Origin of the sequence: Photobacterium jeanii (genome assembly GCF_001650345.1) — a bacterium.
In the GTDB taxonomy this organism is placed as follows: Bacteria; Pseudomonadota; Gammaproteobacteria; order Enterobacterales; family Vibrionaceae; genus Photobacterium; species Photobacterium jeanii.
The window spans coordinates 270773-282901 of sequence record NZ_LVHF01000025.1; the positions used below are offsets into that span (position 1 = coordinate 270773).

Annotated in this window: 10 protein-coding genes; 6 read left to right on the plus strand and 4 right to left on the minus strand. The window is 46.6% G+C overall.

Annotated features, from left to right (window positions below):
- Positions 1 to 61 precede the first annotated feature (61 nt).
- The 3 genes from guaA to A3K86_RS12050 all read left to right on the plus strand — a co-directional run bounded on the left by guaA (position 62) and on the right by A3K86_RS12050 (position 5697).
- A complete protein-coding gene (gene guaA, locus A3K86_RS12040; protein WP_068331247.1) occupies positions 62 to 1645 on the plus strand; it encodes a glutamine-hydrolyzing GMP synthase in 1584 nt (527 codons plus the stop codon).
- Positions 1646 to 2100: 455 nt separating this feature from the next.
- A complete protein-coding gene (locus tag A3K86_RS12045; protein WP_068331249.1) occupies positions 2101 to 3660 on the plus strand; it encodes an AbgT family transporter in 1560 nt (519 codons plus the stop codon).
- Between the two features lie 480 nt (positions 3661 to 4140).
- Positions 4141 to 5697 (plus strand): AbgT family transporter, encoded by a 1557-nt coding sequence (locus A3K86_RS12050; protein WP_068331250.1) that lies wholly within the window; start codon positions 4141 to 4143, stop codon positions 5695 to 5697.
- A 92-nt stretch (positions 5698 to 5789) separates the two neighbouring features.
- Here the strand turns inward: A3K86_RS12050 and fghA are convergent, their stop codons facing one another.
- Positions 5790 to 6635, minus strand: a complete 846-nt coding sequence (gene fghA, locus A3K86_RS12055; protein ID WP_068331253.1) for an S-formylglutathione hydrolase — start codon at positions 6633 to 6635, stop codon at positions 5790 to 5792.
- An 80-nt stretch (positions 6636 to 6715) separates the two neighbouring features.
- A complete protein-coding gene (locus tag A3K86_RS12060; RefSeq protein ID WP_068331255.1) occupies positions 6716 to 7846 on the minus strand; it encodes an S-(hydroxymethyl)glutathione dehydrogenase/class III alcohol dehydrogenase in 1131 nt (376 codons plus the stop codon).
- Positions 7847 to 8122: 276 nt separating this feature from the next.
- On the opposite strand from A3K86_RS12060, the gene A3K86_RS12065 reads away from it, so the two are divergent.
- From A3K86_RS12065 to A3K86_RS12075, 3 genes are read left to right on the plus strand one after another with little or no spacing between them, the layout of a single operon-like run.
- Positions 8123 to 9001, plus strand: a complete 879-nt coding sequence (locus tag A3K86_RS12065; protein WP_068331257.1) for a LysR family transcriptional regulator — start codon at positions 8123 to 8125, stop codon at positions 8999 to 9001.
- A gap of 27 nt (positions 9002 to 9028) precedes the next feature.
- On the plus strand, positions 9029 to 9553 hold the full coding sequence (gene tadA / locus A3K86_RS12070; RefSeq protein ID WP_068331259.1) for a tRNA adenosine(34) deaminase TadA: 525 nt from the start codon (positions 9029 to 9031) through the stop codon (positions 9551 to 9553).
- Positions 9554 to 9582: 29 nt separating this feature from the next.
- Positions 9583 to 9996 carry a VOC family protein gene (locus A3K86_RS12075; RefSeq protein ID WP_068331261.1) on the plus strand — a complete coding sequence of 138 codons (414 nt, stop codon included), beginning with the start codon at positions 9583 to 9585 and terminating at the stop codon, positions 9994 to 9996.
- Positions 9997 to 10147: 151 nt separating this feature from the next.
- Here A3K86_RS12075 and A3K86_RS22665 read toward each other — a convergent pair whose 3' ends face one another.
- Entirely contained in the window at positions 10148 to 10303 is a 156-nt protein-coding gene (locus A3K86_RS22665; protein ID WP_157599465.1) for a hypothetical protein, read from the minus strand.
- A 206-nt stretch (positions 10304 to 10509) separates the two neighbouring features.
- Positions 10510 to 12021: a membrane-bound lytic murein transglycosylase MltF gene (gene mltF / locus A3K86_RS12080; RefSeq protein ID WP_084406593.1), complete on the minus strand. Its 1512-nt coding sequence runs from the start codon at positions 12019 to 12021 to the stop codon at positions 10510 to 10512.
- Positions 12022 to 12129 lie beyond the last annotated feature (108 nt).

The following is a 12129-nucleotide window of genomic DNA, read 5'->3' on the forward strand; positions in this document are numbered from 1 at the left end:
GATGCGGGGGCATTCAACGTCCCCTATTATGATTATCATTTATTTTTGAGACTGCTCGATAATGACTACACCAACCAATATTCATGACCAACGAATCCTAATTCTGGACTTTGGTTCTCAATATACTCAGCTAATCGCCCGTCGTATCCGTGAAATCGGTGTTTACTGTGAGTTGTGGAGCTGGGATGTTGATGAAGCTGACATTCGTGAGTTTAATCCGAACGGCATCATCCTATCTGGTGGTCCTGAGAGTGTGACAGAAGCTGGCTCGCCTCGCGCACCTGAGTACGTATTCAATGCTGGTGTACCAGTATTTGGTGTGTGTTACGGCATGCAAACTATGTCTGAGCAGCTTGGTGGTAAAGTTGCAGGTTCAGACGAACGTGAATTCGGCTACGCACAAGTTAAGGTAGTTAACGAGTGTGCGCTATTCAAAAACATCGAAGATGCGATTGCTGAAGACGGCAAGGCACTACTTGATGTATGGATGAGCCACGGCGATAAAGTGGTAGAAATCCCATCTGACTTCGCGAAAGTTGCTGAGACGGATACATGTCCGTTTGCTGCAATGGCGAACGAAGAAAAACGTTTTTACGGTGTTCAGTTCCACCCAGAAGTAACGCACACTCGCCAAGGTATGCGTATGCTGGAGAACTTTGTACTGAACATCTGTGGTTGTGAAAAACTATGGACTTCACAATCTATCATCGAAGATGCTGTTGCGCGTATTAAAGAGCAAGTGGGTGATGATGAAGTGATCCTTGGCCTATCAGGCGGTGTGGATTCTTCTGTTGTTGCTATGCTGGTTCACCGCGCAATTGGTGACAAGCTGACCTGTGTATTCGTTGATAACGGTCTACTACGTTTGAACGAAGCTGATCAAGTTCTGGAAATGTTCGGTGATCACTTCGGCCTGAACATTGTTCACGTTGATGCTGAAGAGCGCTTCCTAACAGCGCTAGAAGGCAAGTCTGATCCAGAAGACAAGCGTAAGACAATTGGTCACGTATTCGTAGACGTCTTCGATGAAGAGTCGAAGAAACTAGAAAACGCGAAGTGGCTAGCACAAGGTACTATTTACCCAGACGTAATCGAATCAGCAGCGTCGAAAACAGGTAAAGCACACGTAATCAAATCGCACCACAATGTGGGCGGTCTGCCAGATGACATGGAAATGGGTCTGGTTGAACCACTACGTGAACTGTTTAAAGATGAAGTACGTAAGATTGGTCTAGAGCTAGGTCTTCCTTACAACATGCTTTACCGCCACCCATTCCCAGGTCCGGGTCTAGGTGTTCGTGTACTGGGTGAAATCAAGAAAGAATACTGTGATCTACTGCGCCGCGCTGATGCAATCTTCATTGAAGAGCTTCACAAAGCGGATCTTTACAACAAAGTATCGCAAGCATTCACTGTATTCCTACCAGTTCGCTCTGTTGGTGTGATGGGCGATGGTCGTAAATACGATTGGGTTGTGTCACTGCGTGCAGTTGAAACTATCGACTTCATGACAGCGCACTGGGCGCACCTACCATACGACTTCCTAGGTAAGGTTTCTAACCGTATCATTAACGAAGTTGACGGTATTTCTCGCGTGGTTTACGACATTTCTGGTAAGCCGCCAGCAACTATCGAGTGGGAATAATCTTTCCCTCTATCGTTAGATTGTAAGTAGCAAAAAGGTACCTCAGGGTACCTTTTTTCTATTTGGGAATTGTTATCAACTTGATACCAATCTTCCAATCGGATTTTCCTTTGTCTACCTTTTATATCCTAATGGTATCGATCCTCTTCCTTTACTGATCCCTTTCATTATTAACATTGCAACTTTGTGCTTGGCTTCACAGCAGTGAACTACAATTGGTTATCAAAAAGGATCTAATTTATGTCTTTTTTGTAAGTGCAATGTTTTCTATTAATCTCTGTTTACAATATAAATTAACGCAATTCGTTTAAGTATTGGTCTAACACGCTTTTTATGTTGTCGATTACATTACAATTTATTGAAAGTTATCTCAGGGTTTGAGACAAACTGAACTGGTGCGATAAGTACATGAAAATAATTCGCCGCAAACCAACATTACATTCAATGGAGTTGCAATGAGTAACGAAGCAACAAAGCCAACACCAGAGGCGTCGTCTGGTGCTATGAATAAGTTTTTAAACTTTATCGAGCGTGCAGGTAACAAGATCCCAGATCCTGCATTGCTATTCTTCTGGGGCCTGATCATCGTTTGGGTACTGTCAGCCCTATTATCTCAAGTCGATTTTGGCTTCATTCATCCGGTTACTGGACAAGCGGTTGAAGTTAAGAACTTGCTAACTGGTGAGTCGTTTGCCAATTTCCTTGCCACTATGGTGAAAAACTTCACCGGTTTTGCTCCTCTGGGTATCGTATTAGTGGCGATGCTTGGTGTAGGTGTGGCTGAAGCATCTGGCTTTATTAATACTGGCCTGAAAAAGATGCTTAACTTCACGCCAGCGAAACTGCTAACGCCAATGCTGATTTTGGTGGCGATTGTTTCGCACACCGCAGCAGACGCAGGTTACGTACTGGTTATTCCACTGGGTGGTATTATCTTCCACGCTGCTGGTCGTCACCCGCTAGCGGGTATCGCTGCGGCCTTTGCCGGTGTTTCAGGTGGTTTCTCTGCTAACTTTATTCCTTCAGGTATCGATCCACTTCTAGCGGGCTTCACTCAGTCTGCCGCGCAAATTTTAGATCCTGACTACATTGTTAACCCACTGTCGAACCTAATGTTCACTGGTCTATCTTCAATTCTTGTGATTGGTGTGGGCTGGTATGTGACCGAGCGAATTATCGAACCACGTTTAGCAAGTACGCCAGTTGATGAAGATGCTGAAGAAGCGCCGGATATGGGCTCGTTCACCGAGCTAGAAAGTAAAGCTTTCTCGCGCGCTGGTTGGGCAATGGTTGCGGGTATCGTGGTGTTGGTGGCTTCGGTATTCCCTGAAAGCTCTCCACTGCGTTCACCTGAAGGTGAGATCACCGCTTTTGGCGCACCGCTAATGCAGTCGATTGTACCGCTGATCTTCATTTTGTTTGTGATCCCTGGTGTGGTTTATGGCCGCGTGGCAGGAACATTCAAGTCAAGTGATGACGTGATTAAAGCGATGTCAGCGACCATGAGCAGCATGGGTAGCTTCATGGTAATGGCGTTCTTTATCGCGCAATTCCTAGTGGCTTTCACTCAATCTAACCTAGGTACGCTATTGGCGCTATCGGGCGCGGAAATGCTTCACGCGATGAACCTACCAGGTCAGGTAACGATTGTGGGTATGATCCTGCTAACAGCGTTTGTTAACCTGTTGGTCGGTTCGGCATCGGCGAAGTGGGCACTGATCGGTCCTATCCTAGTACCTATGCTAATGGCTGTTGGTATTTCTCCTGAGCTAACCCAAGCGGCTTACCGTGTTGGTGACTCAGTATCGAATATCATTTCGCCAATGATGGTGTTCTTCCCGCTAGTTGTGGTTTACATGCAGCGTTACGTGAAGAGTTCTGGTATCGGCTCATTGGCTTCGATGATGATGCCATACTCGATTGCGATGCTGATTGGCTGGACTGCCTTCTTGTTGGTGTACTGGGCACTGGGTATCCCACTAGGTATTCAAGCACCATACACTTACTCAATGTAAGTCAATTACCACTAAAACTAGTGTTTTATGCTAAAGCCCTGCCAGAGCAGGGCTTTTTTTATGGCTGGGATTTTACATATATGCTTCATATTGAAACTTCGCCAATAGGAGGCTAGAGAGAGAGTAAACACTTTTCAATCGCTTGCTGTATCTGGCGATGATCATTATTTAACGTGTTTAACTTAATGATATTTCAGATGAATAGTTAATGTTTTGTGCATGATTTATAGCTTATAGCGATAATTGTAAAAAAATTGAAATTTAATGCTAAAGTTTTTTGCTCTGATATCTCTTTTGTGTTTAGAGGAAGTATCTGTTTGAGTGGTTCGTTATGGCTGTATTAACTTTCAGCCTGAGTGGTGATGGATATTCCCCCTGTTAAAGCCATATTGGTGGTGTTTTACTCTGAAAAATCACTTTGTTACTGTGCCAGCACAACATCACAAAATAACTCAATCGATAAATATAGGAAGTACGATTATGAGTGAGACTTTCAGTCCTCCCCCGAGACAGGGCGGTATCATTGGCTTTATTGAGCGCGCCGGTAAGAAGATCCCCGATCCTGTTATCATCTTCATGTTTCTTTTCGTTTTCTCTCTTGCTTTAACAGCGATCTTCGGCGGCCTTACGTTCCAAACTATGGCCTCTGATGGTGGTGTCGCTAACTACACTTTGAAGAACATGACTCAAGCCGAACACCTTCGTTGGATGTTTGATAACGCGCTATTACAAAACTGGCTAGCATTTGGTCACGGTGTATTGGGTATCATCCTGATCGTGATGTTAGGTGTCGGTATCGCAGAAAATTCTGGCTTATTGACTGCGGTGATCAAAAAAGTCGGTCTGAGTATCAGTGACCGTTGGTTACCACTACTGGTTGTTTTCTTGGGTATCATGAGCTCGATTGCGACTGATGCTGGTTACCTTGTATTAATTCCTTTGGCGGGCTTACTGTATGCTGGTTTGGGTAAAAACCCATTGATCGGTATGGCGGCTGCGTTTGCCGGGGTATCGGCAGGCTTTAGTGCTAACTTGATCCCAGCAACACCGGTTGATGTGGTATTGGGTGCTAACGCACGTATTTTCGCTGAAGCGCAAGGTGTTCCTTTTGAGACTGCAAAAGGTGAGCCTTTAAACCCTGCGACCATGCACTACTACTTCATTTTTGTATCGACTTTCTTGCTTGCAGGTCTGGGCGCTTGGGTAACAAAACGTTTTGTCGCACCACGTTTAGAAAAGATGTCATACGTGCTGCCAGAAGACATGAACTTGGATGATTTCCAAGTGACCGATAAAGAAAAGAAAGGTCTTCGTTGGGCGGGTGTTGGTTTGGTTGTGGCACTGCTTGCAGTATACGGCTTAGCGACAGGGCCACTTGCGCCATACACCAATGATGCGGGTCGTGTAGTCACGCCTTACCTTGATAATGTGATTTTACTGATTGCGATGGTCTTTGCGATTGTTGGTATCAGTTTTGGTTACGCGACAGGTAAATTCAAAAAAGTACAAGACGTAGTTAAAGCGATGGTGAAGCAAATGAACACCATGGGCTACATCTTGGTACTGACTTTCTTCTGTTACAACTTCTTAGCGCTACTAAGCTACTCGGGTTTAGGGACTTACATTACTTACCTTGGTGCGACGCTACTTGAATCGTTGAGCCTACAGAAGTTTCCAATCGGTTTGATCATTGGTTTTGTATTGACAACAGCACTGATCAACTTGTTCGTGGGTGGTCTAACATCGAAATGGATGCTACTGGGTCCTATCTTTGTACCTATGTTGTACCAAGTAAACCCGAACATGACACCAGATCTTGTTGCTGCGGCATACCGTATTGCTGATTCATCAACGAACATCATCACCCCGATGATGAGCTACGCGGGTGTTATTCTTGCCTTCATGCGTAAGTACAAACCAGAGCTAACGTTTGGTGATGTGATTGCGATGATGGTGCCATACTCGCTTGCTTTCCTATCGGTATGGACAACAGTATTGGTATGTTTCTTCGCGTTTGAAATCCCACTGGGTTTCTAAACTGCTAACGTGCTTCTCTTACTGTAAAGAAACAAAGCCCAGCAATGGGCTTTGTTGTATCTGTCTGTTGCCTCGTTCAGCGTGAACGGGTGTTAACGGACAAGGTGCTCTGCATGGAAGCGTAAGTGCTCCTCAATAAAGCTGGCAATGAAGTAATAGCTGTGATCATAGCCTTCTTGCAAACGCAGGGTGATAGGGTAGTTCGCCTGCTCGGCGGCAGCAATCAGAGCATCAGGTTTTAGCTGCTCGCTTAAGAAGTTATCTTGAGTACCTTGATCAACCAGAATCGGTAATTGTTGCTCGGCTTTGGCGATCAGCGCACAGCTATCGTATTCCAACCATGTTTGTTGATCAGTGCCTAAGTAGCCAGTAAGGGCTTTTTGTCCCCACGGACAGTTTACTGGATTGGTGATCGGGCTAAAGGCTGAAATCGAGCGGTAACGATCTGGATTTTTCAAACCAATGGTAAGGGCGCCGTGTCCACCCATAGAGTGACCACTGATTGCACGCTCTGTGGTGACAGGGAAATTCGCTTCGATCAGAGCAGGGAGTTCGCTCACCACATAGTCATACATTTGGTAATGACGTTGCCAAGGCGCTTGGGTCGCATTGACATAAAAGCCGGCGCCAAGACCAAAGTCATAGCTACCTTCAGCATCATCGGGGACATCGTCGCCACGCGGGCTGGTATCTGGTGCCACGATCGCAATGCCTAGCTCAGCCGCTAAACGCTGCGCTCCGGCTTTTTGCATGAAGTTTTCATCGGTACAGGTTAAGCCCGATAGCCAGTACAGCACTGGGACGGATTGACCGCTAGCGATTTGCGGTGGTAGAAAAATCGCAAAGCGCATCTGGCAGTTTAAGCTGGTGGAGTGGTGAGTGTATTGCTTGTGCCAGCCGCCAAAACTTTTGTTGGCACTGATGTTTTCTAAGGTCATTGTCGGCTCTCAATCTTAAACAAGATAACAAACAGCACTGCTAATGCAGTGCTGAATGAAATGCGGGAACGGATAGGGGATTATTTATCGTAGTGAATAACGCTACGGATACTCTTACCTTCATGCATGAGATCAAACGCGTGGTTGATATCTTCCAGACCCATGGTGTGAGTGATGAAGTCGTTCAGGGCAAACTCACCCGCCATGTAGCGTTCAACGATTTCTGGTAGCTCAGAGCGACCTTTCACACCACCAAACGCAGAGCCACGCCATACTCGACCTGTCACTAATTGGAATGGACGAGTTGAGATCTCTTGACCTGCACCAGCAACACCGATGATCACAGACTCACCCCAACCTTTGTGACAACACTCAAGTGCTGAGCGCATCACGTTTACGTTACCGATACACTCGAACGAGAAATCAACACCGCCATCGGTCATTTCAACAATCACATCTTGGATTGGTTTATCGTAATCGTTCGGGTTGATACAGTCGGTCGCACCCAGTTTTTTCGCCAGTTCGTATTTGCTTTCATTGATATCAACACCAATGATACGGCTTGCGCCCGCCATGGTTGCACCAATGATAGCTGAAAGACCGATCCCGCCTAGACCAAAGATGGCTACGGTATCGCCTTTTTGTACGTCAGCCGTTTTTAGTACCGCACCCATACCGGTAGTAACACCACAACCTAATAGGCAAACCTCTTCTAGCGGCGCGTCTTTGCTTACTTTCGCCAGTGAAATCTCAGGTAGTACTGTGTACTCAGAGAAAGTCGAACAGCCCATGTAGTGGAAAATAGGTTCGCCATCTTTGTAGAAACGGGTTGTACCGTCAGGCATTAGACCTTTACCTTGGGTTTCTCGAATCTTCTGACACAGGTTAGTTTTACCTGATTTACAGAACTTACACTCGCCACACTCTGGAGTGTAAAGAGGGATCACGTGATCGCCCACTTGTACGCTGGTCACGCCTTCGCCCACTTTCTCAACGATACCGCCACCTTCATGACCTAATACCGCAGGGAAGATACCTTCTGGATCGTCACCAGATAGGGTGAAAGCATCGGTATGACAAACACCGGTTGCAATGATGCGTACTAATACTTCACCAGCACGCGGTAGCATTACATCAATTTCTTCAACCGAAAGTGGTTGGTTTGGACCCCAAGCGATAGCGGCTTTTGATTTAATAAATTGGTCAGTCATCTTTGATTCTCTCTGCTGCGGTCAAAGACCGATTAATAACAAGACGCATGCGTTGCTAATTGGTGTTTAGCAATCTTTGTTCGCAATGGCTTTTAACTGTTGTGCTATAGGCTTTAACAGTAGAAGACAAAGTGATAAACGACGAGTTCTGATGGTGTATTTGAACTCGTTATCACGAAACTTGCTGTTACTGTGCGTCGATGGGGAGTATTGTATTTATTTCAGAATGAATGATAATTACCTTAATTATTAAATTACTTTTACTCAGGTGTAATAATGTTGCTGTGGGAAGGGGTGATGGAGTTTGTTGCCGTTGCCGAACGTGAGAGCTTTACCAGTGCGGCTAAGCAATTGGGCATTTCTACCGCGCAAGTGAGCCGTCAGATCAGTGCGCTGGAAACGCGGTTAAGTACCAAACTGTTCTACCGAACAACGCGAAAAGTGTCGTTGACCGAAGAAGGGCAGATTTATTATCGCCACTGTCGCCAAGTGATCGATGGTTTGGAAGAAGCCGAGCGGGCGATCACCAGTCTGCGTGATAAACCACAAGGTTTAGTCAAGCTTACCGCGCCTGTGACCTATGGTGAGCAATTCATTATGCCGCTGCTCAACGACTTCCAACTCCAATATCCAGAAGTTGCGATCAGCGTTGATCTCACCAACCAGCAAGTGGACTTGGTAGAAGCAGGATATGATTTGGCGATCCGTTTGGGCCATTTATCAAGTTCAAGCATGATGGCGAAAAAGCTAACTTCGCGAACGCAATATGTGTGTGCCTCGCCTCAGTATCTCGCGACATATGGCACTCCCCATTCGTTGTCTGAATTGAGCCAACATAACTGCTTACTCGGAAATCACGATCACTGGCGCTTCCAAGAAAGTGATAAAGCTAAATCGGTCAAAGTTGGTGGTAGTCTTCGTTGTAATAGTGGTTATGGATTATTAGACGCCGCGCTTAAAGGACTCGGTTTAGTGCAACTGCCAGACTATTATGTTTCTGAGGCGTTAGCGTCAGGACGATTGGTGGCTGTGCTGACCCAGTATCAAGAGCCCGAAGAGGGGATTTGGGCGCTGTATCCTCATAACCGTCACTTGTCACCCAAAGTACGGATGCTGGTGGATTATCTCGCTCAAGGGCTCGATAATTCGCTATAATCGCGACCCCAAAATTGAACAATCGAGATGAGAGATAGCGTGACAGAACAAACCATCGATAATCCGCAGCATGAAATCTTTATGCGCCGCGCGATGGAATTAGCGGGCAAAGCCGAAGCGGAAGGTGAAGTGCCGGTTGGCGCAGTGGTGGTGCTGGATGGTCGTGTGATTGGTGAAGGCTGGAATCGCTCGATTGGTCAGCACGATGCCACAGCACATGCCGAGATCATGGCCCTGCGACAAGCGGGGAAAGTGGTGCAAAATTACCGTTTGCTCGATGCTGTGATGTACGTGACGTTAGAGCCGTGCCCGATGTGTGCGGGTGCTATGGTTCATAGCCGGATTGGTAAAGTGGTGTACGGGGCGCCCGATCTGAAAACGGGGGCGGCGGGTAGCATTATGAATTTGCTGAGCTACGAGCAAGTGAATCATCATGTTCTCGTCGAAAAAGGCTTACTTGAAGATGAGTGCCGTGCCCAGTTACAAGCCTTTTTTAAGCGTCGCCGCGCTGAAATTAAAGCGGCGAAGCAAGCGCGAAAAGCGCAGCAATAGCTGTAAAGATAACGATAAATAGGATCGCCATGTCATCGAATTTCAAACAACAGCAGATTGGTAACGTTGCGTTAGTGGTTGAAAACTACGACGACGCCATTGCGTTTTATACCCAGAAATTGGGCTTTGAGTTGGTTGAAGATACCGATCTTGGTGGTGGTAAGCGCTGGGTACAGGTGACGCCACCCAATTCCAACGGCACCAACTTACTGTTGGCGCAAGCAAGCACTGATGAGCAGCGCCACAGCATAGGTAATCAAACTGGCGGTCGGGTATTTTTATTCCTGCAAACCGATGACTTTTGGCGTGATTACCATGCCATGAAGCAGCAAGGGGTGACTTTTAATGAAGAGCCTCGAATTGAAGAGTACGGCACTGTGGTGGTATTCCAAGATTTGTACGGTAATAAATGGGATTTGTTGCAGCTAACCGCGAAGTCCTAGTTTTCTCTCGCTGGTTTGTTGAACGTCATTTCTATTCGCACTGACTCTTGAGTGAGCACTCAGTCAAATCGCAAAAAGCTCGCCTTATTTGGCGAGCTTTTTTATTGGTGATGAGCCTCGCTAGCGACTCGCGCTAGGAGCTTTAGCTGGTTTATGCCGCTTCATTAAGAATTGAAATGGCAAACCCACGCTGGCGCCATAAAATTTTACGGCGGATGATGGTGCTTTGGCGTTTACGGCGAGTTGCCGCTGACGTCATGCGTTTTTTGAAAGAGGAATTGGCTGATTTTCTTTTAAATAATTTCATTCATCCTCCTAGTCTCGGAGTAAATATCTATAGGGTTAATTTTACTGACTTGTACGAGCGTGAGAATGATGAAGATCGAAAATTACCGTACTGGATCTCATTATTCGCGTTATCGAGCGTGACCTGAACCTCAAAATGCGCGAATGATTGCGAATGAACAAAAAAAAGACCTGCTCAGTGGCAGGTCTTTTTGATGCTGGTTACGGTTATTGTGCCGCAGTGGCTGCGCTGGTCGTCTCGGTGGCAACCGCTCCGCTGACTACGTTAGCTTGTTTGGCGGGCGCTTGAATGGTTTGCAGGCCATCGACACTTGCCACGCTCTGCTCTTGTACTGGTTGGCTATGGGCTTGTTCATAACCAATGATGCTCTGATAGTAGCGACGAATGTTTTCCACATAGTTTAGTGCTTCGTCACCACGCGCGTAACCGTAGCGAGTTTGCTTGTAGTATTTACGTTGGCGCAGTAGCGGTAAACGCTGTTTTACATCACTCCACGCATCAGGGTTACCGCCTTGCTTTTTGGTTAAGCGACGGGCATCCATCATATGACCAAAGCCGACATTGTATGAGGCCAGGGCGAACCACACTTTCTCATGCTCTGCGATACTGTCTGGCACGCGGGCGATCATCTTGCTCAGGTAAGCACTACCGCCACGGATACTTTGCTCAGGATCGAGGCGGTTTTTCACTCCGACCGATTTTGCCGTCGGCAGTGTTAGCATCATCATACCGCGCACACCAGTAGGTGATACCGCACGCGGATTCCAGTGTGATTCTTGGTACGACAGCGCCGCCAATAAACGCCAGTCAAATTCGTTGGCATACTGTTTAAACAAGGCTTCCCAACGTGGTAGTTTTTTCTCAATCGCACGTAAGAAGGCACGGGTATCGACGTAGTCGAAAGAATCGACATGACCGAAGTATTTCTCTTCAAGGGCGACAAGTTCGCCACTTTGCTGGATCTCACCAAAGAACTCGATCAACAAGGCATACAAGCTATCGTTGTTGGCTTCATTAACAAACCAAGCGATTGGCTCATCTTCGGTTAACTCCATTGCAATCGCGATATCAGGGTGGATGCGCTGCAAAAGGGCGACATCAACAGAGTCTGCAACGGTGAAATCTAGCTCGCCAGTAGACACTAAACGCAGTAGCTCGTCGCTATCGGTATCGTCAGCGGTTTGCCATTCTAGTTCTGGATAAAGCTCTTTCAGTTGGCGTAGGCGTTTCTCGTGGCTAGAGCCTTTTATCACCTCTAGACTACCTTTGTTCAGTGCAAGGTCGCTGGGCTTACGAGGGCGCCAGTTGCCTTTTTTGTACACCACAACTTGGCTAGCAAAGTAATACGCCGGGGCAGCTTTAAAATGGGCAATACGATCAGGAGTGATGGTTAAGCCTGCCGCGATCATATCGACATCGCCACGTTTGAGTGCTGGAAATAACCCTGAGAGGGTAAACATTGGTTGCATTTCCAGTTTCACACCCAGTTTTTTGGCAAAGCGCTGCGCTAACTCATAATCTAGCCCGGTAGGGCCATCGTTTCCTATGTAGTAAGAAAGCTGATTATTCAGCGTACCAACACGTAATACACCGCTTTCACGGATACGTTCTAAGTCGGTTTGGTTTTGGCTTTGCCATTTACAACCACTCAACCCTAGGCAAGTTAATAAGATCAGAACCCAAGTGTTGAGGCGATTAATGAATGAATGACTGTTCAAAAACACATGCTCATCGTTATAGTTTGGTGTTCTTTATACCAAAGCTGGAATGATCCTCAAAGTAAGTGGCTAGCAAATACTTGATTTCATGTTTTGTACCGCTAGTGG